The organism is Streptomyces sp. NPDC048191 (genome assembly GCF_040652655.1).
Taxonomy (GTDB): domain Bacteria; phylum Actinomycetota; class Actinomycetes; order Streptomycetales; family Streptomycetaceae; genus Streptomyces.
In genome coordinates this window covers 156,142-181,343 of record NZ_JBEZMO010000015.1, presented here as the reverse complement: position 1 = coordinate 181,343, position 25,202 = coordinate 156,142, and the positions used below count along the sequence as shown (strand labels likewise).

Here is a 25,202-nt window from a genome sequence, read left to right as displayed (position 1 = left end):
CCGCCCCCGTCGAATCTTTTCGACTCTTCGAGCGTCTTGACCGCGCACAGCGCCGTCTCCACTATGGGAGCGCTCCCACTGGTTCAGGCCTTGACTTCTCCCGAGCAGCAAGCCGCAAGGAGGAACCAGCACATGGATCCCGGACGCAGACGCAGAGCCGTGCGGCGGTTGTGGACCGCGGTGGCGGCCGCGTTCGCTCTGCCCCTCTCGATGCTCGTCACCGGCACGACAGCCGCGCACGCGGCGTCCGTGCAGTGCAACGTCGACTACAAGACCAACGACTGGGGAACCGGTTTCACCGCCGACCTCACGATCACCAACCGTGGTACGGCCGCCATCGACGGCTGGACGCTGGGCTACGCCTACAGCGGCAACCAGACGCTGACCAACGGCTGGAACGGCACCTGGTCCCAGTCCGGCCGGGCGGTCACGGTGAAGAACGCCTCGTACAACGGCACCATCGCCGCCGGCGCCGCCGTCTCGACGGGGGCGCAGTTCAGCTACAGCGGCACCAACACCGCACCCACCTCCTTCACCGTCAACGGCACCGCCTGCGCCGGCGCGCACCAGCCGCCGGTGACGGTGCTGACCAGTCCGAGCGCGGGCGCGGTGTACACGCAGGGGGACGCCGTCCCGCTCGCGGCGACCGCGGCGGCCGCCGACGACGCGACGATCAGCAAGGTGGAGTTCTACGACGACACCACGCTGCTCGGCACGGACACGAGCGCGCCGTACACGCTTTCCGCTTCAGGTTTGACCGTGGGCAGTCATTCGCTGGTGGCGAAGGCGTACGACAGCCTGGGCGCGTCCGCCGAGTCCACGCCGGTCGGCGTCACGGTCGCCTCGGGGCCGGCGGTCGTGGCCTCGCCCGCCCAACTGGGTGTCCAGCAAGGTAAGTCGGGCACGTTCGACGTGAAGCTGTCGACCAGGCCGAGCGCGAACGTGACGGTGAGCGTGGCCCGCACGGACGGCAACACCGGCCTGTCCGTCACCGGTGGCTCCTCCCTCACCTTCACACCGTCCACCTGGAACACCGCGCAGACGGTGACCGTCACGGCCGACTCCTCCGGCACCGGGTCGGCGACCTTCACCGCCTCGGCCACCGGCCACACCAAGGCGACGGTCACCGTGACGGAGCTGGCGGCGGCGAAGGCGTACGACGCCCGTTTCCTGGACCTGTACGGGAAGATCACCGACCCGGCAAACGGTTACTTCTCCCCCGAGGGCATTCCCTACCACTCGGTGGAGACGCTGATCGTCGAGGCTCCGGACTACGGCCACGAGACCACGTCGGAGGCCTACAGCTACCTTCTGTGGCTGCAGGCGATGTACGGCAAGGTCACCGGCGACTGGTCGAAGTTCAACGGCGCGTGGGGCCTGATGGAGAAGTACATGATCCCCACGCACGCCGACCAGCCGGCGAACTCCTTCTACAACGCTTCCAAGCCCGCGACGTACGCGCCCGAGGAGGACACCCCGGACCAGTATCCGGCGAAGCTGGACACCTCCGTGTCCGTGGGATCGGATCCGATCGCCGGTGAACTGAAGAGTGCCTACGGCACGGACGACGTCTACGGCATGCACTGGATCGAGGACGTCGACAACGTCTACGGCTACGGCGACACACCGGGCGGCACCTGCGAGGGCGGCCCGACGGCGAGCGGTCCGTCGTATCTGAACACCTTCCAGCGCGGCCCGCAGGAATCGGTGTGGGAAACGGTTCCGCAACCGACCTGCGACGCCTTCAAGTACGGCGGCAAGAACGGTTACCTGGACCTGTTCACCGGCGACAGCTCCTACGCCAGGCAGTGGAAGTACACCGACGCCCCGGACGCGGACGCCCGAGCGGTGCAGGCGGCGTACTGGGCGGACGTGTGGGCGAAGCAGCAGGGCAAGGGCGGTGATGTCTCCGCGACGGTCGCCAAGGCCGCGAAGATGGGCGACTACCTGCGGTACGCGATGTACGACAAGTACTTCAAGAAGATCGGCAACTGTGTGGGCGCGTCGGCCTGCGCGGCCGGCACCGGCAAGGACGCCTCGCACTACCTGCTGTCCTGGTACTACGCCTGGGGCGGCGCCACCGACTCCAGTGCGGGCTGGGCCTGGCGGATCGGCTCCAGCCATGTCCACGGCGGCTACCAGAACCCGCTCGCCGCGTACGCGCTGAGCAGCTACCCGGACCTGGAGCCCAAGTCGGCGACCGGGGCCGCGGACTGGGGCAAGTCGCTGCAGCGGCAACTGGAGTTCTACCAGTGGCTGCAGTCCTCCGAGGGCGCGATCGCGGGCGGCGCGACCAACAGCTGGCAGGGCCGTTACGCCACCCCGCCGGCGGGCACGCCGACCTTCTACGGCATGTACTACGACTGGGAACCGGTGTACCACGACCCGCCGTCCAACCAGTGGTTCGGGTTCCAGGCGTGGTCGATGGAGCGGGTCGCCGAGTACTACCAGCAGACCGGGAACGCCACGGCCAAGGCGGTGCTCGACAAGTGGGTGAAATGGGCGCTGTCCAGGACCACGGTCAACCCCGACGGCACCTACCGGATCCCGTCCACCCTCCAGTGGTCAGGTCAGCCCGACACCTGGAACCCGTCAAGTCCCGGGAACAACAGCGGACTTCACGTCACCGTCGCCGACTACACCAACGACGTCGGGGTGGCGGCCGCGTACGCCAAGGCCCTGACGTACTACGGCGCCAAGTCCGGTGACGCGACGGCGAAGGCGACCGCGAAGGCGCTGCTCGACGGCATGTGGGACAACTACCAGGACGGCCTGGGCGTCGCCGTCCCCGAGACCCGCAGCGACTACAGCCGGTTCGGTGACGGTGTGTACGTGCCGAGCGGCTGGAGCGGCACCATGCCGAACGGCGACGCGATCGACTCCTCGGCCACCTTCACCTCGCTGCGGTCCTTCTACAAGAACGACCCGGCCTGGTCGAAGATCGAGACCTACCTCAAGGGCGGCGCCGCGCCCACGTTCACCTATCACCGGTTCTGGGCCCAGGCGGACATCGCCCTGGCCATGGGCTCGTACGCGGAGCTCCTCGAATAGTCCCCGCTGACGCTCCGCGTGCAGGACCCCCGTCACAGGGCGACGGGGTCTGCCACGGGCCGGGCGACCCCACCCGCAACAGGGGGCCGCCCGGTCGTCAGTCGTCCCCAACGGGACGCGCACGGCGGCGATTTCACGCCGTGGCGCTCACCTCGGGCCGCGCTGTGCGACACGGAGGTGACGTCGTCATCTCGTCAGCGGTTTCCGGAACGCCCGCACCGCGAACACCGGATCCGCACGGGGTCGGTCCTGGTCCGGCAGTGCGGACAGGCGCGCGGCGAAGTCCTCGGTGCGCGGCTCGCCCGGCGGCAGGAGAGTGAACCAGCCGCGGCGCAGGTCGGCGATGGTCGCACGCGGGCTGCGGCCCTGGCCGACGCCGCGGAACGCGGTGGCGCCCGCCGGCCGGAGGCCCTGACGGGCCGCGTGCCCGGTGACGGTGGCGGCGGCGTCCTGGGCGGGGCGGCGCGGGCGGGAGGCGAGGACGGCGTCGATGTCACTGCCGACGTCGTGTGCCGCGGCCTTGTCGACCGTGGTGACGTACACCCCGCCGGGGCGCAGCACGCGGGCGCACTCGGCGACGATCGCGCCGACGTCCTCGGCGTCCGGCAGCAGGTGCAGCAGCCAGATGCTGGTGACCGCGTGGAAGGTGGCGGTGCGGAAGGGCAGACGGCGGCTGTCGGCCCGGACGACAGCGCCCGGCAGCCGGGCCGCCGCCCTGCGGACCATCGCGGCGGCGAGGTCCGCGCCCGTGACCCGCAGCGCGGGCCGGTCGGCGGAGAGCCGGCGGGTGACGATGCCGGTGCCGCAGGCCACGTCGAGGAGACGGCCCGGCCCCTCGGGGATGAGCCCGAGGACCGCCGCGGACGCCGCCGCGGCGCGGGCCTCCCCGCCCCGGGACGCGTCGTAGGCGCCGGCTTCCCTGTCGTAGTCGAGCACGGCCCTCAGTGTGCGCCGTGACCTGGGGCGACGTCCTCCACCCTACGGGCGAGCGCGAAGTCCTTGGCGGTGAGTGCGCCGCCCGCGCTGTGTGTGTGGACGCTGAGGGAAACGGTGTTGTAGCCGAGGGCGAGGTCGGAGTGGTGGTCCAGTTCGTCCTGGACGGCGGCGACGTGCATGACCAGCGCCGCCGCCGCGACGTGCGAACCGAGCCGGTAGGAGCGGGTGAGCCGGCCGGCGTCGTCGACGGACCAGCCGGGCAGTTCGGCGAGCCGGTCCTCGATCTCCTTCTGCGAAAGCGGTTCCACGGCCATGGCCGGTTCTCCCTTCGAGGCGGCGGGAAGGCGGGCTACGCGTTCAGCCTGCCACGCCGGACGCGTGCGCACTCCACCGACAGGCCTGTCGCATCAGCCACACACTCCCGCCCACTCCTCCGCCGGACCGGTCATGTCAGCCGCGCGCGCACTCCGCCGCGAGGTCGTCGGCGAGCGCGGCGATCCGGTCCCGGCCCTCCAGTTGTGCCACCCAGTCGTGCGGCAGGCCGGTGTCGCCGTACCGCGCGCCCACCAGGTTGCCGCAGATCGAGCCGGTGGAGTCACTGTCGCCCGAGTGGTTGACGGCCAGTGGCAGGGCCTGTTCGGCGCGCGGCTCGACGAGTGCGCAGTAGACGCCGATGGCGAGTGCCTCCTCGGCGACCCAGCCCGCGCCGAGGGACTCCACCTTCTCGGCCGTCGGTGCCCCGTCGGCGGCGAGGTCCAGGGCGGTGCGCAGGGCGGCCGTGGTCTCCGTGTGGCCTCGGTGCCGCTCCAGCAGCCGCAGCGTGCGCAGGACCGCGCCTTCCAGGGAGTCCCCGGCGACCAGGTGCGACACGATCGCGGCGAGGGCGCCGGCCGCGTAGTAGCCGGTGGGATGGCCGTGGGTGATCTGGGCGCCGCGCGCGGCCATCGCGAAGGCCGCGTCGGCGGGGCGGCCCACCAGGCCGAAGGGGGCCGATCGCATGACGGTGCCGCAGCCCTTGGAGTCGGGGTTGACCTCGCCCGGTGTGCCGTCGAGCGGGAGTGCGGGGTCGGGCGCGTACATCTGGGCGACGCCGGACAGGCAGGCGTTGCCGGGGGCACGGCGGGAGTACAGCCAGGCCTCGGTGACCAGCCCGCCCGGGGACGGCATGCCGGGCCGCGGCGGCGCCGGCTCCTCGGGGCCGGGCTTGGACTGCGTCTCCAGCCAGCGCTCGTAGGCCTGGCGCAGCAGCAGGGGCCAGGCGACGCCGGTGCCCTTCTCGCGCACCTGGGCGCACGCCTGGATCAGGGCCTCGACGGTGAACAGCGTCATCTGGGTGTCGTCGCTGATCAGGCCGACCGCTCCGCGTGCGCCGGGGGTGAAACCGGTTACGCCGCGCGGACCGTGGGTGGTACGGATCCGGTCCAGGGAGGAGAACTCCACGGGGTAGCCGAGGGCGTCACCGAGCGCGCCGCCGAGGAGGCAGCCGCGGACCCTGGCCCGGTACACGGCGGCGGTCTGAAGACAGGCCTGGGACGAGTTCCCCCACGGCTTCTGCCACGGCTCGTTCGTGCGCAACTGAAGCAACTCCTCGACTACGGTCGGACGTATGGCCATTGTCGCTTCCGGTCCCTCCGCGTCCGCCACCGCCCCCGCCGCCGACAAGGGCGTCGGCCCGCTGCTGCGCGCCTGGCGGGAGCGGCGCCGGGTCTCCCAGCTGGAACTGGCGCTGCGCGCCGACTCCTCGGCCCGGCACATCAGTTTCATCGAGACCGGACGTTCCCGGCCGAGCGAGGAGATGGTGCTCCGCCTCGCCGATCATCTGGACGTGCCGGTACGCGAGCGCAACTCCCTGCTGCTGGCGGCGGGTTACGCACCGCACTATCCGGAGACCCCGCTGGACGACCCGGCGCTGGACGCGTTGCGGGACGGTATGGAACGCCTCATCCAGGGCTACGAGCCCTATCCGGCGCTGGTGGTCGACGCCTGCTACACGGTGGTCGCCGCGAACCGGGGCATCGCGATGCTGCTGGACGGCGTGCCGGAGAAGCTGATGACCCCGGCGCCGAACGCGATGCGGCTGACGCTGCACCCGGAGGGGCTGGCGCCGCGCATCCGCAATCTGCGGGAGTGGCGCGGACACCTGCTGGCGCAGATGGACCGGCAGATCGCCCTGCAGCGCTCGGACCGACTGCGCGCCCTGTACGAGGAGGTGGCCGCCTACCCGGTGCCCGAGGAGGCGCAGGACGACGAAACCGCGGAAACGGTCGCGTACTTCGCGCTGCCGATGCGTATCGAGCACGCCGGCCGGATCCTTTCCTTCGTGTCGTCGATCTCGACGTTCAACACGCCGATGGACGTCACGGTGGCCGAGCTGGCCATCGAGACGTTCCTGCCGGCGGACCCGGCGACCGCCAAGTACCTGCACACACTGACCGGTTGAGCGCCGCCCCGCCGTTCCGGTTCCCCTCGGACCCGTGTGCGAAGGGGGATCACATGGCAGACTGCCCGCGTACTTCGGCGCGTAGGGGAGGCGTGGCGTGAGTGAGCGGCGGGCTGCGCCCACCGTGGGCCAGGTGGTGCTCGGTAAACGGTTGCAGGAGCTGCGCGAGGCATCGGGCCTCAGCCGGGAGGAGGCGGCCCGGGTCCTCAGGGTGGCCTCGGCGACCGTACGGCGGATGGAGATGGCCGAGGTCGCGCTGAAGATCCCGTACGTGCAGGTGCTGCTCGACACCTACGGGGTGGCCGAGGAGGAGTCGGCCGCGTTCGTGCGGCTGGCCGAGGAGGCGAACCAGCCCGGCTGGTGGCAGCGCTTCCACGACGTGCTCCCGGACTGGTTCAGCCTGTACGTCAGCCTGGAGGGCGCCGCCCGGATCATCCGCTCCTACGAGCCGCACTTCGTCCCCGGCCTGCTGCAGACCGAGGACTACGCGCGGGCGGTGCTGGAGGCCGGGACGATCGGGCAGACCTCGCCGGAGAGCGTGGAGCGACATGTGTCGCTGCGCATGGAACGCCAGCGGCTGCTGGAGCGGGACGATCCGCCCCACCTGTGGGTGATCATGGACGAGACGGTGCTGCGGCGCCCGGTGAGCGTGCGCGGCGAGGTGATGCGCGATCAGCTGGACCGGCTGCTGGAGTACGCCGACCGGGACCGGGTCACGCTGCAGGTCGCCGAGTTCGCGGCGGGCCCGCATCCGGGGACGTACGCGCCGTTCACCCTGTTCCGGTTCGCCGAGCCGGAACTGCCGGACATGGTGTTCACCGAGTATCTGACCGGCGCCCTCTACCTGGACTCCCGCCACGAGGTCGCCGCCCATCTGGAGGTGCTGGACCACATGACCGCCCGGGCCGCCTCCGCCCAGCGCACACGGACCCTGCTCCGGGAGCTCCGCAAGTCCCTGTGACCGCACTACCTGGGACCGCAACTCCCTATGACCGCACGACCAGTGACCGCACGACCAGTGACCCGTCCGCCCTGTGACACCCGTCCGTCCACGACCCTGACGTCCCGTCCGGACCGACCCCTGGGGGAACAGCCGTATGACCGCGCCCGATGCCGTGCCCGCGCCGATCGACACCAGCCGTCCGCACCCCGCCCGGGTCTACGACTGGTGGCTGGGCGGCAAGGACAACTACCCGGTGGACGAGGAACTGGCGCGCGACATCCTCGCCGCGGACGGCACCGTGGTGCGCGGGGCGCGCGCCAACCGCCGGTTCATGCACCGGGCCGTACGCACCGCGGCCGAGGCCGGGGTGCGGCAGTTCCTGGACGTCGGAACCGGTATCCCGACCGAGCCCAACCTGCACCAGGTGGCCCAGGACGTGGCCCGGGACGCCAGGGTGGTGTACGCGGACAACGACCCGATCGTGCTGCGGCACGCCGAGGCACTGCTGCACGGCTCCGCCGAGGGCAGCACCGACTACATCCACGCCGACGTCCGGGACCCGGAGACGATCCTGCGGCTCGCCGGCGAGTCCCTGGACTTCGGCAGCCCGGTCGCGCTGTCCCTGGTGGCCCTCACCCACTACCTCGGTGACCAGGAGGACGACGTGTACGGGCTGGTCGAGCGGTACGTCGACGAGCTCGCCCCCGGCAGCTTCCTGATCCTCTCCCAGGTCACCCAGGATCTCAGCCCCGAAGGCGTGGCCAGGGCCGCTGAGCTGTTCCGGAGGAGCGGCACGCCGTTCCACCCCCGCACGCTGCCCGAGTTCTCCCGCTTCTTCGACGGCCTGGAGCTGCTCGGCCCCGGCGTCATCCCGGTGTACGGCTGGCGCCCGGAGCCGGTGGACGTGGCGGCGCAGGCGGAGGGGGTCGTGCCGGTGTACGCGGGGGTGGCGGTCAAACGGTGAGCCCCGGGGCCGGCGGCCCCGATGACCCGTACGGGTCTGTGGACGGGTGCGCTCCCTCCCCCGCCTCTAGGTTCGGCAGTAAGGGGTGAGCCTAGGGAGCGCGCACGTGACCGACACGCAGACTCCGCTGACGGAGGCGGGCGCGGCCCGGCCGGCCACCCGGTGCCAGGACCGCTGGAGCCATGACAAGCTCGTGCGCTCCACCCACCGGGTGAACGCAACCGCTTCCTGCCGGTGCGGCCTGCCTCCGGAGACGTACCGCGGGGCCCGGCGACGGCAGTGCCCCGACGACCCGGCCGACGCCGAGGAGGCCTGATGCCCTCGGACGCGGTGCTGTACCAGGCGGCGGCGCTCTGTCTGACCTACCCGGACGACGACCTCTTCGCCCGGCTGCCGCTGCTGCGCGAAGCCGCCCCGCAGCTGCGGACGTTCACCGACCACGCCGCCGTCACCCCCCGACGGGAACTGGCCGGGCACTATGCGCGGGTCTTCGACGAGAGGAACCGGCACAGCCTCCACCTGAGCCGGTGGCAGGACGGCGACACCCGGCGGCGCGGCACGTCCCTGGCCCGCTTCGAGGACCTCTACCGCAGGCACGGTCTCGAATGCGGCGAGGAGCTGCCGGACTTCCTGCCGGCGGTGCTGGAGTTCACCGCGCGGACCGGCGACACCAGCCTGCTGACCGAACACCGCGCGGGACTGGAGCAGTTGCGCACCCGGCTGACCGCGTACGGCACGCCGTACGCGGCCGTGCTGGACGCGGTGTGCGCCACCCTGCCGACCGGACGCACCTGACGGCACTCGTGCGCCCCCCGGCGGACGGTGGGGCGTCGGGTCAGGCGGCTCCGCCCTTGTCGCCGGGTTCGTCGTCCACGATCTCCGCGTCGACCACGCCGTCCGCGCCCTCCGCGCCGGGCGTGGCCTCGCTCTCCTGGGTGGCCTCGCCGGCGGCGGAGGACGAGGAGGCGTTCGCATACATGGCCTGCCCCATCTTCTGGCTGACGGTGGCAAGTTTCTCCACCCCGGTACGCAGGGCGGTGGTGTCGGCGTTCTGTTCCAGCAGGGTCTTCAGCTCCGCGGCGGCCGTCTCGACCTCCCCGCGCGTGTCGGCGGGAACGCGGTCGTGGTTGTCGCGAAGGAACTTCTCGGTCTGGTAGACGAGTTGCTCGGCCTGGTTGCGGGTCTCGGCGGCCTCGCGGCGTTCACGGTCCTCCTCCGCGTACTGTTCCGCCTCCCGCATCATGCGGTCGATGTCGTCCTTGGGGAGCGCCGAACCGCCGGTCACCGTCATCTTCTGCTCGCGGCCCGTGGCGAGGTCCTTGGCGGAGACGTGCATGATCCCGTTGGCGTCGATGTCGAAGGCCACCTCGATCTGCGGGACGCCGCGCGGGGCGGGCGGCAGCCCGGTGAGGTCGAAGACGCCGAGCTTCTTGTTGTACGCGGCGATCTCGCGTTCTCCCTGGTAGACCTGGATGCCGACCGAGGGCTGGTTGTCGGTGGCGGTGGTGAAGATCTCCGAACGGCGGGTCGGGATCGTGGTGTTGCGCTCGATCAGCTTGGTCATGATGCCGCCCTTGGTCTCGATGCCCAGGGACAGCGGGGTGACGTCGAGCAGCAGCACGTCCTTGACGTCGCCGCGCAGCACACCTGCCTGGAGTGCGGCGCCGACGGCGACCACCTCGTCGGGGTTGACGCCCTTGTGCGGGTCCTTGCCGGTGAGTTCGCGCACCAGCTCGGTGACGGCGGGCATCCGGGTGGAGCCACCGACGAGGATGACGTGGTCGATCGCGGACAGCTGGATCCCGGCGTCCTGGACGGCCTGGTGGAAGGGCTGCTTGCAGCGGTCGAGCAGGTCGGCGGTCAGCTCCTGGAACTGGGCCCGGGTCAGTTTCTCCTCCAGGTGCAGCGGGCCCTCGGCGGAGGCGGTGATGTACGGCAGGTTGATGGAGGTCTCCGAGGACGACGACAACTCGATCTTGGCTTTCTCCGCGGCCTCGCGCAGCCGCTGCACCGCCATCTTGTCGGCGGCCAGGTCGATGCCGTAACTCCCCTTGAACCGCTTCACCAGGTGCTCGACGATCCGCTCGTCCCAGTCGTCGCCGCCGAGGTGGGTGTCGCCGTTGGTGGCCTTGACCTCGATGACGCCGTCGCCGATCTCCAGCAAGGAGACGTCGAAGGTGCCGCCGCCGAGGTCGAAGACCAGGACCGTCTGCTCCTCGCCGCGGTCGAGGCCGTAGGCGAGGGCAGCCGCGGTCGGCTCGTTGATGATCCTCAGCACCTTCAGGCCCGCGATCTCGCCGGCCTCCTTGGTGGCCTGCCGTTGGGTGTCGTCGAAGTACGCCGGTACGGTGATCACCGCGTCCGTGACGTCCTCGCCGAGGTAGGCCTCCGCGTCCCGCTTCAGTTTCTGCAGCACGCGCGCGGACAGCTCCTGCGCGCGCAGCCGGGTGCCGTCGATGGAGCCCTGTTCCGGAAAACGCCAGGAAGCGTTTCCCATGTGCCGTTTCACCGAGCGGGCGGTGCGCTCCACGTTGGTCACGGCCTGCCGTTTGGCGACCTCTCCGACCAGCACCTCCCCGTTCTTCGCGAACGCCACCACGGACGGTGTGGTCCGCGCACCCTCCGCGTTGGTGACGACGGTGGGCTCACCGCCCTCCAGGACGGCCACCACCGAGTTCGTCGTCCCGAGATCGATCCCGACCGCGCGTGTCATGGTCCGTCCCCTTCCGCCCGGGCGCCTGCCGCACTCCCAGCACATGACGCGCCCGCGACCCTGTCAATGCCGGGTTCCCGGGAACGGCGGTGCCGCGCCCCTGACGGGACGCGGCACCGGGGGCGTACGAGTCCTCAGGCCAGCTCGGCCGTGAGGGTGATGGTCGTACCGGCCAGAGCCTGGCTGACCGGGCAGTTCTTCTTGGCGTCCTCGGCGGCCGAGGCGAAGCCCTCCGCGTCCAGGCCCGGCACCTCGCCACGCACGGTGAGGTGGATGCCGGTGATGCCCTCGCCGGGCTGGAAGGTCACGTCGGCCTTGGTCTCCAGCCGGGTGGGCGGGGTGCCGGCGCCGGCCAGGGCGTGCGAGAGGGCCATGGAGAAGCAGCTGGAGTGGGCGCCGGCGATCAGCTCCTCGGGGCTGGTCCTGCCGTTCGCGTCCTGGGAACGCGACGCCCACGTGACCGGCTGCTCGCCGATGCCGGAGGAGTCGAAGGTGACGACGCCGTTGCCCTCGAGCAGGTTGCCTTCCCAGACGGTGTGCGCGGTGCGCGTGGTGGCCACGTTGGTTCCTTTCGCGTCGGGTCCCGTTACGGGGGTTTTCCGTAGCCCTATCCGATCACATCCGGGCTCGTCGCACTCTGAAGACGGGCCCACGCGCAGTGAACGGAAGGTGACTTCCCCGCGGAATCGGAACACGGGCCGGACCGACCAGCTTTCAGGCCGCCCGCTCGTCCTCGGTGTCGTCCGCGCCGGTGTCGTCCGCGCCGGTGTCCTCCGCGCCGGAGGCCTCGACGCCGGAGGACTCGACGCCGGAGGACTCGGTGCCGGTGACCTGGCTCCCGGAGGCCTCGGTGCCGGTGTCGGCGGTCAGCGGCACCTGGGGCCCGTTCAGCTCGCCCAGCCAGCGGCGCAGCACCCGGTGCACGTGCTCCGCGCCGGCCAGTTCCTCCTCGTCGTCGACGGGGGCGGACAACTCCAGGGGCGAGAGCAGGAACGGGTGGGACTGGGCGCCGCCGAGGCCGCCGTGGGAGCCGATCTGCTCCTCGAAGGCGAGAACCTCGCCGTCCGCGGGGTCGAGGGCGGAGTTCACCATGATGTCGGCGGTGTGCGGGAAGGAGTGGGTACGGCGGACCGCGTCGGCGGCACCGGGCCCGAAGCGGGCCAGCGGGCCGGGCCGCTCGTCGAGTTCGGCGAGCGGGATCTCGGCGCCGTGGGCACCGAGCACCACACCGTCGTGCTCCTCGCTGCGCACCAGCAGGAAACCGATTCCCGGGTGGTTGGCGAGGGTGGTGAGCAGAGCGGGGTGGCGGGCGTCGATCTCCTCCTTCGTCATGCGGTGGCGCACGTCGGGGAAGGAGACCAGGCCCAGGTTGCCGGAGGCCAGCACGATCGGCTCGGAGCCGGGCACAGGGCGCTGCTGACCGCCTTTCTCCTCCACGGGACGGCGCAGCGCGGCCCGGACGGCGGCCCGGGCCTCGGCACCGCTGTGCGTGCCCTCGGCCCGGCGCGGCACATGCAGCCCGCACCCGGCCCGGACCAGGTCGCCGAGGGTGAGGCCGTAGCGGGAACGGAAGGTCTCGCCGGGGCTCTGCCCGTGGTCGGAGAGGACGACGAGGCGGTACGGGCGCGGGGCGTGCTCGGCGACCCGCTGCAGGAGGGCGAGGGCACGGTCGAGGCGCTGCAGGACCTTCTCGGCGTCCCGGCCGCACGGGCCGGAGTGGTGGGCGACCTCGTCGTAGGCGACGAGATCGGCGTAGACGGCGGTGCGCCCGGCGAGCATGTCACCCATCACCGCGGCGACGACGACGTCCCGTTCGACGACGGTGGCGAAGGCACGCACGAGCGGATAGAGCCCGCCCCGGCTCACCCGGGGGCGCTGCCTGGCGATCCGGGCGCGGGTGGACTGGCCGATCTCGCGGCCCACCTCGGCGGCGAAGGACAGGGCGGTGCGGACGGCGTTCGCGGGATCGGAGAAGTAGGCGAAGTAACCGGCGCGGGAACGGTTCTCGCGGCCCCGGCGGCGGGCCGCGATGGACAGGACGAGGGCCTGCTCGCCGGCGCCGCCGCTGAAGAGGTTGCCGCGGCTGGCGCCGTCCACGGTGAGCAGCCCCCCGTCGCCGGTGTGCCGTACGGCGCGGCGCTGCAGTTCGGCGGCGCTCGTCGGCCGGTTGCAGACCATCACCTCCCCGCGGTCCTTCTCGTACCAGCGGAAGGCCGGCACGTCGAAGGTGCTGCCGTGCAGGATGCCGAGCTGGCTGGCCCCGGTCTGGCTGGACCAGTCGGTGCGCCACGGAGTGAGGCGGTGGGTCGGCCGCGGGCCGTCGCCGGCCGGTGGTGTGCCGTCGCCGGTCGTCAGCCAGCGCGCGACCGTGGGCATCAGACCCTTGCGGACCGCGGCCGTGAGGACGTCGTGGCCGACGCCGTCGAGCTGGACGAAGACCAGACCGGGCGTGCTGGGGCAGGGCAGGCCGGTTCTGCGGCGGCGGGCGGCGAGGCGGTGCAGGCGCCGTCGGTAGGTCTCGTCGTCGCGTACGGCGAGGGCGGCGCCGGTGGCCGAGGCGACGGCGGACATCACCGCGGCCACGATGACGGCGGTCTCGGGGGCGGCCTCGCCCCGGCCGGAGGGGTTGACGCGCAGGGCGAGCAGCAGCAGGGAGCCGTTGAGGAAGAAGACCAGCAGGCCGAGCACGAGAGCGGGTACGAGCAGCAGGAGCCGCACCAGGAGGGGCCAGACCACGGCCGACAGCACACCGAAGGCACCGGCGCCGCAGGCCGCGGTGACGGCTATCCGGGTGGCGCTGTCGCCGTCGGCGGACTGGAGCTGGAAGTCGGGCAGGAGGCCGGCCAGGACCAGCATGGTGAGCGTGGACACCGCCCATACGACGGTGCTCCGCCCGATCTGACTGGCGACCCGTCGCCACCGCACCCCGCGCACGCCCTGCACACCTCACGTCCGGGCCCTGCTCCGCCCCTTCGGCGGGAGGACCCCGTCTCGCTTCGCCGGCCCGGCGGGCCGGGATCCACCTTGTCATACCGGACACGGCGTCTTCGGGGCCGTACCGGACGGCCACGGCCGGGACCGGTCCGGTCCGGTTCGGTCCGGCAGGGTGTCAGCGGCCGTCGTAGCCGGCCGTCGGCATGGACAGCCGACGGTGCACGCGCGCCTTCATCTGTGCGTCGTACGACGGCTCGGCCCGCCCGACGGTCTCCACCCGGACGCCGCGGCGCGCGCACTCGGCGGTGAACGCCTCGACCGGGGACACGGCCCGCTGGAGCACGCGCAGGCTGGGTGCGACGAAGACGTCCACGCCGGGCCGTACGCCGTCCCACAGCGCGCCGTGGTCGAAGCGCAGCCCGCCGACGAGGAGCTCCCGGGCGATGACGTATCCGCGTTCGGCGGCCCAGCGGGCGCACATGGCGTGCTGGCTGCGGGAGTCGACGAGGAAGGGGTCGGCTTCCAGTTCCTCCAGGGGGGTCAGGCTCGCGATGGCGGTGACGCGCACGGTCGAGAGCGCGTCGAAGGAACCCCGCAGCTGTCCCATGGCGTCCCCCCTCACCTCCGGGTTTCGCCGCCGACCCTACTCCTGCCCGTAGGCTTCGGGGAGTCGCGTGAAGGAGGCGAAGAAGGTGCCGGTGGAGATCACCTGGTGGGGTCACGCCACCTGCACGCTGCAGGACACGAACACGCGTGTGCTCACCGATCCCCTGTTCGCCCGCAGGCTGGCGCACTTGCGCCGACGCCGGGGCGCCCTGCCGCCGGCCGAGGCTCGTCACGCCGACGTGGTCCTCGTCTCCCATCTGCACGCCGACCATCTGCATCTGCCGTCGCTGGCGGATCTCGCCCCAGGCACGCGCCTGCTCGTGCCCCGGGGCGCACCACGGGCGGTGCCCGGTCTGCGCCGTCTGCGGCAGGCACGGGTGACCGAGGTGGTGCCCGGGGACCAGGTGCGCGTCGGTGAGCTGCTGGTGCGGGTGGTGCCGGCGCTGCACGACGGGCGGCGGCTGCCGGTGGGGCCGCACCGCTCGCCGGCGCTCGGCTACGTCGTGGAGGGTGAGGCGCGCACCTACTTCGCCGGGGACACCGGGCTGTTCGACGCGATGGCCGAGCGGGTCGGGCCGGTGGACGTGGCGTTGCTGCCGGTGGGCGGCTGGGGGCCGTACCTCGGTGCGGGGCATCTGGACGCGGGGCGGGCGGCGCGGGCGCTGGCGGGGCTGGCGCCGCGGGCCGCGGTGCCGGTGCACTACGGGACGTACTGGCCGATCGGGATGGACGCGGTGCGCCCGCACGAGTTCCACGCCCCGGGTGACGAGTTCGTACGGCTGGCGGCCGCCGCGGCGCCGGAGGTGGCCGTGCACAAGCTGGGTCACGGGGAGAGTGTGCGGCTGGAGGTCGCACGGTGAGGTGGCCCGCCTCGGTGGCGGTGCTGGCCGCCGCGTCCACGTCGACGGTGCCGCCGGAGTCGACGCAGCAGGCGCTCGGGTACCCGTCGTTGTTCCTGCTGGTGCTCATCGGGGCGCTGGTGCCGGTGGTGCCGACCGGGGCGCTGGTGAGTTCGGCCGCGGTGGTGGCGTTCCATCAGACGGCGCCGTTCGCGCTGGCCCTGGTGTTCGCGACGGCGTCGCTGGCGGCGTTCCTGGGGGATGCGGCGCTGTACTGGCTGGGGCGGCGCGGGATGCGGTCGCGGAACGGGTCGCGGTGGCTGGAGGCGATACGTGCCCGGGCGCCGGAGGAGCGGCTGGCCCAGGCGCGGGGGAAGTTGGCGGAGCACGGGGTGGCGGTGCTGGTGCTGTCCCGGCTCGTCCCCGCGGGGCGGATACCGGTGATGCTGGCCTGTCTCATGGCCGACTGGCCGCCCCGGCGGTTCAGCCGGGGGAACCTGCCGGCCTGCCTCGCGTGGGCGGCCACGTATCAGGTGATCGGCATTCTGGGGGGTTCGCTGTTCCACGAACCGTGGGAGGGGGTTGTGGTGGCGGTCGCGCTGACCGTTGTGATCAGCGCGATGCCGGGTGTCGTGCGACGCCTTCGGGGGGCTCTGCGATAGCGCCGCCGGGGTTCTTGTCCGCTTCGGGCCGCGGGTCCCTCGTGATGTCCCGCGCGGTTCCCCGTGCCCCTTTCAGGGGCACCTCACTCGAGCACCTTGGAAGCGCCGACCGGCAGATCCCACAGGTCCTTCCGCTCCAGTCCCGTCTTCTCCCAAGCGGCCCGAACCCGCGTGAGCGGTTCCAGAACCGGCTCGGCCGAGAGGACGAAGGTGCCCCAGTGCATGGGGGCCATGCGGTGGGCGCCCACGTCGAGGGTGGCCTGGACGGCTTCCTCGGGGTCGCAGTGGACGTCGCTGAGCCACCAGCGGGGGTCGTAGGCGCCGATGGGCATGAGGGCGAGGTCGATGCCGGGATAGCGGCGGCCGATACGGGAGAACCAGTGGCCGTAGCCGGTGTCGCCCGCGAAGTACAGGCGCTGTCCGTCGGCGTCGGTGAGGACCCAGCCGCCCCAGAGGCTGTGACAGGTGTCGGTGAGGGTGCGCTTGGACCAGTGGTGGGCCGGGACGAAGTCGAAGCGGACCCCGGCGAGTTCGGCGCCCTCCCACCAGTCCAGCTCGGTGACACGGGTGAAGCGGCGGCGGCGGAACCAGCGGCCGAGGCCGGCCGGTACGAACACCGGGGTGTCCCGCGCGAGTCGGCGCAGGGTGGGGGCGTCGAGGTGGTCGTAGTGGTTGTGGCTGATGACGACGGCGTCGACGGACGGCAGGGAGCCCCAGGGGACGCCGACCGGCGTGATGCGGGACGGGGTGCCGAGGATGCGGCGGGACCAGACGGGGTCGGTGAGGACGGTCAGGCCGCCGATCCGGACCACCCAGCTGGCGTGTCCGGCCCAGGTGACGGCGAGGGTGCGGGTGTCGACGCGGGGCAGCGGGGCGGGTGCGCAGGGGAGCCTCGGGAGGTCGGCGAGGCCTTCGCGGCCGGGGCGCACGGTGCCTTCGCGGGCGAAGCGGGCGAGGGCCTTGAGGCCGGGCAGCGGGGCGGTGAGCCGGTCGTGGAAGGTACGCGGCCACACGCGGTGTTCGCCGAGCGGCCGGGGCTCGGCCAGCGGGGGGAAAGGGGGTGCCAGGGGAGCCGGCGTGCCGGTGCCGCGCGTCGGCGGGGTGGTCGTCGTCACGGTGGTCGCGGGCGTCGCGGGCGTGGCGGTGGTCGCGGGCGTGGACGTGGTCGTGGTCGTCGTCGTGGCCGGTCCGGGCTCGTGGGTGTCGGGCTCGTGCGTCTCGGGCTCATGCGTCTGCTGCGTCATCGAGGAGGCTCCCATCGCTGAGCTTCGTCGCGGAGGTCGTCGAGGACCGACGTCAAGGAGTTCAACGCGCGTTGCAGGTGTGGCAGTTCCAACGGTGCGGGTGAGGTGAGGCATTCCCCGCGTTCCTCGTCCGTGCCGCCCAGCAGGGGGCCCGTGGCGAGGCGGACGCGCAGCGCCCCGAGGTCGTCGCCGAAGCGGTGGCCGCCGGGCGCCGGCATGCCGAGCCGGGCGGTGAGCAACTCCTCCAATTCCTGGGCGTCGCGGACGCCTTGGGCCGCGAGGGGTTCGCGCAGCGGGCCGAGGTCGGCGTACAGGTGGCGGCCGGCCTGCGGGGGGCGGGCGAGGGCACCGGCGGCGACGACGGCGGCGTGCGCGGCGGCGGCCACGCGCGCGTGCAGCCGGACGGCGGCCTCGCGCCGTTCGGTGACGGGCAGGGGTTCGTCCAGGGCGTAGCCGGCGGCCGCGGCGACGGGTGCGGCGATGCGGGCGCCGAGCGCGGTGAGGATGTCGAGCACACGCGCGTGGAGGTGTTCTCCGGTCTCGGTGTCCGGGAAGCGGGCGACGGCGGCGGGCCAGCCGGCCGGCAGCAGGGAGCCGGCGAGGTCGGTGACGACGGTGACCCGGTCGGACCACATCTCCGCAGGACTGAGCAGCACGGTGCCGTGCGGGTGGTGCAGGGTGTCGCGCCACGTCTCGTCGCTGACCAGGTGCAGGCCTTCGGCGGTGGCGGCCTCGACGGTCTCGTGCAGCAGCTCGGGCGGGGCGACGGTGGCGGTGGGGTCGTCGGCGACGGACAGCACCAGCAGTCGCGGGTCGCCGCCCTCGGCACGGACCCGGCGGACGGTCTCCAGCAGGGCGTAGGGGTCGGGCACGCCGCCGCTCTCGGCGGGGGTGGGGACGTGGTACGCGGGCCGGCCCAGCACCCGGGCGTACGGCACCCACCACGCGGCGCACGGCCGGGGCACGAGGATGTCCGCGCCGTCGCCGGCGAGTGCCGCGGTGAGGGCGAGCAGCAGCGCGGGGGCGCCGGGGCCGGCGGCCACCTGGTCGGGGACGGTGGGCAGGCCGCGCCGGGTCCAGTAGCCGCAGGCGGCTTCGAGGAGGGCGGGGGCACCGCCGACGGGCTGGGCGCCGGTGCGGCTCGCGGCGGCGGCGAGTACGGCGGTGAGTTCGGGAAGTACAGGGAGGCCGTCGGCGGGCAGGGGCGGGCCGTAGCGGACGGGGCCATGGCCCTCGGTGTCCGTCCGCCGCATGTCCGCCTCCGCGCGGTCCTGGTGCCGTGTGCCGCCGGTCCGGTCCGGGTGGCCGGGGCGGGCTGTGCCGTCGTGCCCTGCCGGTCGTGCCGGTCGGCTACCGCCGTCGCCCGTGTGTCGGTCGGTGACCGCCGTGGCCTGAGGTGCCGTTTGCTACGGGAGCCGCCTTCCGGTGTTCTCGTGAGGGTGTGTACCCGCCCGGCGGCCCTTCATGGGGCGGGCGAGGTCCCCGTCTCACATGTCCAGGGGCCGCCCGCCCGCGGCGCGCCGGCGGCCGTACAGCCGGTAGCCGGCTCCGCCGCAGGCCGCGGCGATGAGGGTGGCGCCGGAGGCGAGGGCCGGGACCGATTCGGTGAAGGCGCCGCCCTCGCCGGCCGCGACCCCGTGCTGCACGGTGGGCGGGCCGCACCGGTCGGGTCCGGGGGCCTGCCGGTCGCCGGGTCCGCCGCAGTCGCGCCCGTCGGAGTGGGGCTGGTCGTGGGCCTGCGGGTTCCCGTGGTCGTCGCCGTGGCACTGACCGGGCTCGCGGCACGGGGTCCGGTCGGGGCACGTCTCCCCCGTCTTGCAGGCCGCACCGCTCGGGCAGGGCTCGCCGGCCCGGCACGCGGCGGTGCTGTCGTGGGACTGACCGCACTGCTGGGGCGTGACGCACGGGCTCGGGGCGGCGCTGGGGACCGCGCCGCCGGACGGAAACACCGTGCCCGGTACGTCACCACGGGATGCACCGCCGGACGGAAACACCGTGCCCGGTACGTCACCGTGAGGTGCGGTGCCCGTCGGGTAGCCGGTGCCGGGGACATCGCCACGCGATGCGGTACCGGAGGGATACACCGTGCCCGGGACATCGCCACGAGCCGCGGTACCCGCCGGATACCCGGTGCCCGGAACATCGCCACGCGCTGCGCCGCCGGACGGGTACAGCGTGCCCGGGACCTCACCAGGGGCCCCGGTGCCCGTCGCATACCCGGTGCCCGGACCACCGCTGAGGCCCGTGCCGCCCGGCGGATACACAGCGGCCGGGACATCACCGCCAGCCCCCGCACCCGCCGGATACCCGGTGCCCGGAACCTCACCACGAAGTGCGCCGCCGGACGGGTACACCGTGCCCGGCACGTCACCAGGAGCCCCCATGCCCGTCGCATACCCGGTGCCCGGACCACCGGTGAGGCCCGTGCCACCCGGCGGATAGCCGGCTCCGGGGCCTGGTTCGGCGGCGGTCGCGGCGGGCCCGGACAGGGCGAGCGCGGCACCGGCGACGAAGGCGACGGACAGGGCACGGGCGGTGCGGCGCATGGGACGGGCTCCTCGGCGGAAGGTCGGCGGTGGTGGGTGGGCCGGACACCGGTACGGCAGCGCGTCGGGCACCGGTTGGCGGTGCGGTGGCACGGCCCGGCGGCGTCACGGGTACGGGGCACGGGGTGCGCCCTCACTGCCATCACAGCCCGCGCGGCGCCACGGCGCGCGCGGCCGGGCCCCATTCGCAGGACCCGCCACGCCCGGCCGGGTGACGGAGCCCGCCGCAGGCCCCTCCGGAACACCTGAACGGTCCCGCGTCCGCGCCATGGGGAGGTTTTCCGTCCCCGGCGCAGGTCACTCGGTAGCTGCTGACCGGGTTGTCCGTTCGTCCCCCACCGTGGAGGTCACTTCATGAGCACCAAGGTCGCCGACCACATCCTCGAACGCCTGCGCGCCTGGGGCGTGGACCAGGTATTCGGCTATCCGGGCGACGGCATCAACGGGCTGCTGGCGGCGTGGGGCCGGGCCGAGGACCAGCCCCGCTTCATCCAGTCCCGGCACGAGGAGATGTCCGCGTTCGAAGCAGTCGGGTACGCGAAGTTCAGCGGCCGGATCGGCGTGTGCGCGGCGACGTCGGGTCCGGGTGCCATCCATCTGCTGAACGGCCTGTACGACGCCAAGCTCGACCATGTGCCGGTGCTGGCGATCGTCGGCCAGACCAACCGGACCGCGATGGGCGGCTCCTACCAGCAGGAAGTCGACCTGCACACGCTGTACAAGGACGTCGCCTCGGACTTCGTGGAGACCGTGACGGTGCCGGAGCAGCTGCCCAACGTGCTGGACCGCGCGATCCGCACGGCCTACGCCCGGCGCTGCCCGACCGCCCTGATCATTCCCGGCGACGTGCAGGAACTGGACTACTCGCCGCCCACGCACGAGTTCAAGATGGTGCCCTCCAGCATGGGCATGAGCGACTACACGGCGACCCCGACGGACGAGGCGCTGCGCCGGGCGGCGGACGTGCTGAACGAGGGCGACAAGGTGGCGATCCTGGTCGGGCAGGGCGCGGCCGGTGCGGTCGCGGAGGTCCAGGAGATCGCCGAGCTGCTCGGCGCGGGCGTCGCGAAGGCGCTGCTGGGCAAGGACGTCCTCAGTGACGAGCTGCCGTACGTCACCGGGCCGATCGGGCTGCTGGGCAGCCGGCCGTCGTACGAGCTGATGCGGGACTGCGACACCCTGCTGACGATCGGTTCGTCGTTCCCGTACACGCAGTTCATGCCGGACTTCGGCAAGGCGCGGGGCGTGCAGATCGACATCGACCCGCACATGATCGGCATGCGCTTCCCGTACGAGGTGAACCTGGTCGGCGACGCCCGGGCCACGCTGCGGCGCCTGATCCCGTTGCTGAACGGCGAGCGGGGCGGACGCGAGTGGTACGACACGGTGTGCGCGAACGTACGGCGCTGGCACGAGACGATGGACCGGCGGGCGGGCCTGTCGGCCGATCCGATCAACCCGGAGTACGTGGCGCGGGCGCTGGATCCGCTGCTGCCGGAGAACGCGATCCTGACCTCCGACTCCGGTTCGGTCGCCAACTGGTACGCACGGCACATCACGATGCGGCCGGGCATGCGCGGTTCGCTGTCCGGGACGCTGGCCACGATGGGGCCGGGGGTGCCGTACGCGATCGGCGCGAAGTTCGCGCATCCGGACCGGCCGGTGTTCGCGCTGGTCGGAGACGGCGCGATGCAGATGAACGGCCTCGCGGAGATGATCACGGCGGCGAAGTACAAGGACCGCTGGTCGGATCCGCGGCTGGTGGTGGGGGTGTGGAACAACCAGGACCTGAACCAGGTGACGTGGGAGATGCGGGCCATGGAGGGCGCGCCGTCGTTCCTGCCGTCGCAGGAGATCCCGGACGTGCAGTACGCGGCGTTCGCCCGTTCGCTCGGCCTCACCGGGGTCCGGGTGGAGAAGCCGGAGGACGTGGAGGCGGGCTGGCGTGCGGCCCTGGAGGCCGACGGGCCGTGTGTGATCGAGTTCCTGACCGATCCCGCCGTACCGCCGATCCCGCCGCACGCGAGCTGGGAGCAGATGGAGTCGACGGCCGCGTCGATCCTCAAGGGCGACGCCGACCGCGGGTCGATGATCAAGCAGGGACTGAAGGCGAAGGTGCAGGAATTCCTGCCGGGCAAGGACAAGAGCTAGCCCCTCGTGGAGGCAGACATGCAGCGAGGCAGTGACCGGCTGAACGTCCATCGGGACGACGAGATGAAGCACGAGCTGAAGGGACTGCTCAGGTCCGGGCATCCGACTCGGGTGGAGGAGTGGCACGATCCGGAGCCGGCCGCCGACGACGACCCGGAGGTGTGGAGCGGGCCCGTGGGCGGCCTGGGATCGCCGGCGTCGCTGGAGCGGGTGCGGACGGAGCTGACCCACACCCTGAGTCGCAGCTCGTTCCCGGCGACGGCCCGTGACGTGGCCCGGATGCTGCGTCGGCGGAACGCGCCCGCCGGACTGGTCGACGCGGTGGCCCGGCTGCCGCACTCGGCGCGCTACGAGAACGTGCAGCAGCTGGCCGAGGCGCTGGCGGCCGGCCGGTGAGCCGGGGCCAGGCGGCGGACATCGCACGGGGTGCCGGTGTCGACGTCGACGTGGCGACCACCCGGTTCCTGCTGTACGGGCTGCTGCCCGGCTGGTTCGTGCCCGGCCTCGCCGACTGGGCGATGCACCGGCGCACCCGGATCGAGGACACCGCCGGGACCAAGGAGTCCCTGATCCACGCGCTGATGATGGCGGAGGTCGGGCTGCCGATCGCGCTGACCCTGAGCTGCCGGATCAATCCGCTGCTGCTCAGCGTGCAGCTCGGGACGGCGGCGGTGCACGAGGCGACGGCGCTGTGGGACGTGCGCACGGCCGTGAACAGCGACCGGGAGGTCGGGCCGGTCGAGCAGCACATCCACAGCTTTCTGGAGTCGCTGCCGTTCGGCGCGCTCGCGTCGCTGATGTGCCTGCACGCCGACCAGGTGCGCTCGCTCCTGCGGGGCGGCCGCGGGGATCCGGACGCCTGGCGGCTGCTGCCGCGCCGGCGGCCGCTGTCGCCGGGCTATCTGGCCGGCATCGGCCTCGGGATCGGGCTGTGCGTGGTGCTGCCGTACGGCGAGGAACTGCTGCGCTGCCGGCGGGCGGCCCGGCGCCGCAGGCGGCGCACCCGCGACCGCAAGGCCGTTCTGAAGGGCATGGAAGGAAGCTGAGCACGATGCGTATCGCTTTTCTCGTGGCGCCCGAGGGCGTCGAGCAGGTCGAGCTGACCGAGCCGTGGAAGGCGGCCTCCGACGCCGGGCACCAGCCGGTGCTGGTGTCGACGAAACCGGGGAGGATCCAGGCGTTCGACCATCTCGACAAGGGCGACACCTTCGACGTGGACGAGGTGGTGGGCGAGGCCTCGGCGGGGTCGTTCGGCGCTCTCGTGCTGCCCGGCGGGGTGGCCAACCCGGACTTCCTGCGGATGGACGACAAGGCCGTGGCGTTCGTGAAGGACTTCTTCGACCGGGGCCGTCCGGTCGCCGCGATCTGCCACGCGCCGTGGACGCTGGTGGAGGCGGACGTCGTACGGGGCCGGGTGCTGACGTCCTGGCCGAGTCTGCGCACGGACATCCGCAACGCGGGCGGCACCTGGGTGGACGAGCAGGTCAAGATCTGCGACCACGGCTCCAACCAGCTGGTGACCAGCCGCAAGCCGGACGATCTGAAGGCGTTCTGCGACGCGTTCCTGCACGTGTTCGCCGGGGAACCCGGCTGACCCGGTGTCCCTCGACCCGGTGTCCTTCGAAGGCCGGCCCGCCCGGGCCGGCCCTTTCGTGCGCCCGCCCGGGCCTTGGGGACGCGCGGTGTGCCGGTCAGGTACCGGACGCCTCCGGAGTCGCCGCCTCGCCACACCGACGGTCACGGGCGCCCTCCCGGGTGCGGCCCGCGCTGACCAGGCGGCGCGGGTTGCGGCGCAGATACTCGCCCTCCAGCTGCGCCATGCGCTCGTTGTGGGTCCGCAGCGCGTCGTTCGAGCCGTACAGAAGGGTGTCGTGGCGCGTGCGGTGGATCGTCTCCAGCTCCTTCATGAGCTGCTGGTCGTCCAGTCGGTTGGGGTCGACTCCGGTCATGTGGTGCCCCGCTCGTCGTGTCCGTGTCCGTGGGTCCCGGCCGGGTACCCGCCCGGCATGCACTGCCCCCGAGCGTTTTCCGGGAGGAATCCATGGAGCTCGCGTTCCTGAGTCCACTGTACGAACATCCGGGGTCCTGGGCCTCCGCATACGTCGACACCTCGGTGCACACGGAGGACCAGCAGCAACGACGTCATCTGAGTGCGGAGGCGGTCACCCGGGAGCTGGCCCGGCTGGGGGCGGACGAGCCCATCTGCCGTGCGGTGCACGACGCCCTGGAGGGTCTGCGGCACGCTCCGGAGCCGTACGGCCGGGCCGTGTTCGCCCGGGACGGCGAGGTGGTCCTGGAGGTCCCGCTGACACGGGGGCCGCAGGACGGCGAGGCGTACTGGGGCGCTCTGCCACGGGTGACACCACTGCTGGACCTGGCCGGTGAGGACCCGCTGACGCTGGTGGCCTACATCGACCGCACCGGTGCGGACTTCGAGCTGCGCAGCGCACTGCTGCACCAGGAGGCCGGGCAGGTGACGGGCCGCCAGTGGCCGATGCACCGGTCGAAGGCCTCCGACTGGTCCGAGCGGCACTTCCAGCTCAAGGTGGAGAACACCTGGGAGCACAACGCGCGCGAGGTCGCCGCGGCACTGGCCGCCTGCCAGGAGGAGACCGGCGCCGACCTGCTGATCCTGTGCGGTGACGACCGGGAGCGCAGGTCGGTGCACGAGCAGTTGCCGAAGGCGCTCCAGGACCGTGCGGTGGAGATGTCCCGCGGCAAGGACAGCCCGCTGCTGCCGCGGGAGGTGGAGGAGATGCGTGCCGACCACGTACGGCGGCGGATCCTCGCCGAGACGGAGCGGTTCCGGGCGGCGCGGACACCGGACGAGGAGCGGCGGGCCGCGGCCGTCGAGGGGGTGCCCGGGCTGATCGAGGCGGCGCGCGAGCACCGGCTGGCCGAGCTGTTGATCCGTCCGGACGCGCCCGACACCCATCGCGAGGTGTGGATCGGTGAGGACCCGGACCAGCTGGCCGCCCGCCGGGGCGAGCTGCGGACCCTCGGCGAGCGGCAGGCGTGGCCGGCCCGCGCCGACGACGCGCTGATCCGGGCGGCCGTGGTGACAGACGCGCCGGTCGTGTCGCTGACACCCGTGCTGGAGGACACCGGTGCTCAGGTCGCGGCGGGCGGCCTGGGCGGGCTGCTGCGCTGGAGGTGACGGGGCGCCGGGGGCC

General features: G+C 72.7%; 23 protein-coding genes and 1 pseudogene. 13 read left to right on the top strand and 11 right to left on the bottom strand.

Annotated elements, in window-relative coordinates:
- Positions 1-132 precede the first annotated feature (132 nt).
- Positions 133-3,051, top strand: coding sequence for a glycoside hydrolase family 48 protein (locus tag AB0D93_RS24495; RefSeq protein ID WP_362122702.1), 2,919 nt, complete (start codon positions 133-135; stop codon positions 3,049-3,051).
- A 186-nt stretch (positions 3,052-3,237) separates the two neighbouring features.
- On the opposite strand, the gene AB0D93_RS24490 is transcribed toward AB0D93_RS24495, so the two are convergent.
- From AB0D93_RS24490 to AB0D93_RS24480, 3 genes are all read right to left on the bottom strand, one after another.
- A complete protein-coding gene (locus AB0D93_RS24490; protein ID WP_362122699.1) occupies positions 3,238-3,987 on the bottom strand; it encodes a class I SAM-dependent methyltransferase in 750 nt (249 codons plus the stop codon).
- Positions 3,988-3,992: 5 nt separating this feature from the next.
- Positions 3,993-4,301, bottom strand: a complete 309-nt coding sequence (locus AB0D93_RS24485) for a 4a-hydroxytetrahydrobiopterin dehydratase (RefSeq protein ID WP_362122696.1) — start codon at positions 4,299-4,301, stop codon at positions 3,993-3,995.
- A gap of 136 nt (positions 4,302-4,437) precedes the next feature.
- On the bottom strand, positions 4,438-5,493 hold the full coding sequence (locus AB0D93_RS24480; RefSeq protein WP_362122830.1) for an ADP-ribosylglycohydrolase family protein: 1,056 nt from the start codon (positions 5,491-5,493) through the stop codon (positions 4,438-4,440).
- 100 nt (positions 5,494-5,593) lie between these two features.
- Between AB0D93_RS24480 and AB0D93_RS24475 the strand changes: the two genes are divergently transcribed.
- From AB0D93_RS24475 to narJ, 5 genes are all read left to right on the top strand, one after another.
- Entirely contained in the window at positions 5,594-6,427 is an 834-nt protein-coding gene (locus tag AB0D93_RS24475; RefSeq protein WP_362122693.1) for a helix-turn-helix transcriptional regulator, read from the top strand.
- A 97-nt stretch (positions 6,428-6,524) separates the two neighbouring features.
- Complete coding sequence (locus AB0D93_RS24470; RefSeq protein WP_362122690.1) at positions 6,525-7,388, top strand: helix-turn-helix transcriptional regulator; 864 nt, start codon at positions 6,525-6,527, stop codon at positions 7,386-7,388.
- A gap of 136 nt (positions 7,389-7,524) precedes the next feature.
- Positions 7,525-8,334 carry an SAM-dependent methyltransferase gene (locus tag AB0D93_RS24465; protein ID WP_362122687.1) on the top strand — a complete coding sequence of 270 codons (810 nt, stop codon included), beginning with the start codon at positions 7,525-7,527 and terminating at the stop codon, positions 8,332-8,334.
- Between the two features lie 106 nt (positions 8,335-8,440).
- Positions 8,441-8,650, top strand: a complete 210-nt coding sequence (locus AB0D93_RS24460) for a hypothetical protein (protein ID WP_362122684.1) — start codon at positions 8,441-8,443, stop codon at positions 8,648-8,650.
- Positions 8,650-9,129, top strand: coding sequence for a nitrate reductase molybdenum cofactor assembly chaperone (narJ, locus tag AB0D93_RS24455; protein ID WP_362122681.1), 480 nt, complete (start codon positions 8,650-8,652; stop codon positions 9,127-9,129). Before AB0D93_RS24460 ends, narJ begins: the two co-directional genes overlap by 1 nt.
- Positions 9,130-9,169: 40 nt before the next feature.
- Here the strand turns inward: narJ and dnaK are convergent, their stop codons facing one another.
- The 4 genes from dnaK to AB0D93_RS24435 all read right to left on the bottom strand — a co-directional run bounded on the left by dnaK (position 9,170) and on the right by AB0D93_RS24435 (position 14,588).
- Positions 9,170-11,047 (bottom strand): molecular chaperone DnaK, encoded by a 1,878-nt coding sequence (dnaK, locus tag AB0D93_RS24450; protein ID WP_362122679.1) that lies wholly within the window; start codon positions 11,045-11,047, stop codon positions 9,170-9,172.
- A 134-nt stretch (positions 11,048-11,181) separates the two neighbouring features.
- On the bottom strand, positions 11,182-11,607 hold the full coding sequence (locus AB0D93_RS24445; protein ID WP_362122676.1) for an OsmC family protein: 426 nt from the start codon (positions 11,605-11,607) through the stop codon (positions 11,182-11,184).
- Positions 11,608-11,761: 154 nt separating this feature from the next.
- Positions 11,762-13,981: a phage holin family protein gene (locus AB0D93_RS24440; protein ID WP_362122673.1), complete on the bottom strand. Its 2,220-nt coding sequence runs from the start codon at positions 13,979-13,981 to the stop codon at positions 11,762-11,764.
- A 175-nt stretch (positions 13,982-14,156) separates the two neighbouring features.
- Positions 14,157-14,588, bottom strand: coding sequence for a hypothetical protein (locus tag AB0D93_RS24435; protein WP_362122670.1), 432 nt, complete (start codon positions 14,586-14,588; stop codon positions 14,157-14,159).
- Positions 14,589-14,673: 85 nt separating this feature from the next.
- Between AB0D93_RS24435 and AB0D93_RS24430 the strand changes: the two genes are divergently transcribed.
- Both AB0D93_RS24430 and AB0D93_RS24425 read left to right on the top strand, forming a co-directional pair.
- Positions 14,674-15,447: an MBL fold metallo-hydrolase gene (locus tag AB0D93_RS24430; RefSeq protein ID WP_362122827.1), complete on the top strand. Its 774-nt coding sequence runs from the start codon at positions 14,674-14,676 to the stop codon at positions 15,445-15,447.
- 14 nt (positions 15,448-15,461) lie between these two features.
- The gene (locus AB0D93_RS24425) at positions 15,462-16,088 is read left to right on the top strand and encodes a VTT domain-containing protein (protein ID WP_362122667.1); all 627 of its coding nucleotides are present in this window, start codon (positions 15,462-15,464) and stop codon (positions 16,086-16,088) included.
- Positions 16,089-16,171: 83 nt separating this feature from the next.
- Here AB0D93_RS24425 and AB0D93_RS24420 read toward each other — a convergent pair whose 3' ends face one another.
- From AB0D93_RS24420 to AB0D93_RS24410, 3 genes are all read right to left on the bottom strand, one after another.
- On the bottom strand, positions 16,172-17,446 hold the full coding sequence (locus AB0D93_RS24420; protein WP_362122664.1) for an MBL fold metallo-hydrolase: 1,275 nt from the start codon (positions 17,444-17,446) through the stop codon (positions 16,172-16,174).
- Entirely contained in the window at positions 17,329-18,585 is a 1,257-nt protein-coding gene (locus AB0D93_RS24415) for an aminotransferase class I/II-fold pyridoxal phosphate-dependent enzyme (protein ID WP_362122661.1), read from the bottom strand. Before AB0D93_RS24415 ends, AB0D93_RS24420 begins: the two co-directional genes overlap by 118 nt.
- Positions 18,586-18,819: 234 nt before the next feature.
- Positions 18,820-19,878 (bottom strand): hypothetical protein, encoded by a 1,059-nt coding sequence (locus AB0D93_RS24410; RefSeq protein WP_362122658.1) that lies wholly within the window; start codon positions 19,876-19,878, stop codon positions 18,820-18,822.
- A gap of 354 nt (positions 19,879-20,232) precedes the next feature.
- Between AB0D93_RS24410 and AB0D93_RS24405 the strand changes: the two genes are divergently transcribed.
- The 4 genes from AB0D93_RS24405 to AB0D93_RS24390 are packed head-to-tail and all read left to right on the top strand — an operon-like array spanning position 20,233 to position 23,623.
- The gene (locus AB0D93_RS24405; RefSeq protein ID WP_362122655.1) at positions 20,233-22,029 is read left to right on the top strand and encodes a thiamine pyrophosphate-requiring protein; all 1,797 of its coding nucleotides are present in this window, start codon (positions 20,233-20,235) and stop codon (positions 22,027-22,029) included.
- A gap of 18 nt (positions 22,030-22,047) precedes the next feature.
- A complete protein-coding gene (locus tag AB0D93_RS24400) occupies positions 22,048-22,425 on the top strand; it encodes a DUF2795 domain-containing protein (RefSeq protein WP_362122652.1) in 378 nt (125 codons plus the stop codon).
- Positions 22,422-23,075 (top strand): diguanylate cyclase, encoded by a 654-nt coding sequence (locus AB0D93_RS24395; RefSeq protein WP_362122649.1) that lies wholly within the window; start codon positions 22,422-22,424, stop codon positions 23,073-23,075. The genes AB0D93_RS24400 and AB0D93_RS24395 overlap by 4 nt, the downstream gene beginning before the upstream one ends.
- A 5-nt stretch (positions 23,076-23,080) precedes the next feature.
- Positions 23,081-23,623: a type 1 glutamine amidotransferase domain-containing protein gene (locus AB0D93_RS24390; protein ID WP_362122646.1), complete on the top strand. Its 543-nt coding sequence runs from the start codon at positions 23,081-23,083 to the stop codon at positions 23,621-23,623.
- Between the two features lie 97 nt (positions 23,624-23,720).
- On the opposite strand, the pseudogene AB0D93_RS24385 reads toward AB0D93_RS24390, so the two are convergent.
- Positions 23,721-24,037 (bottom strand): annotated as a pseudogene (locus AB0D93_RS24385) (DUF6158 family protein).
- Between the two features lie 33 nt (positions 24,038-24,070).
- Between AB0D93_RS24385 and AB0D93_RS24380 the strand changes: the two are divergent.
- Complete coding sequence (locus AB0D93_RS24380; RefSeq protein ID WP_362122643.1) at positions 24,071-25,186, top strand: Vms1/Ankzf1 family peptidyl-tRNA hydrolase; 1,116 nt, start codon at positions 24,071-24,073, stop codon at positions 25,184-25,186.
- Positions 25,187-25,202 lie beyond the last annotated feature (16 nt).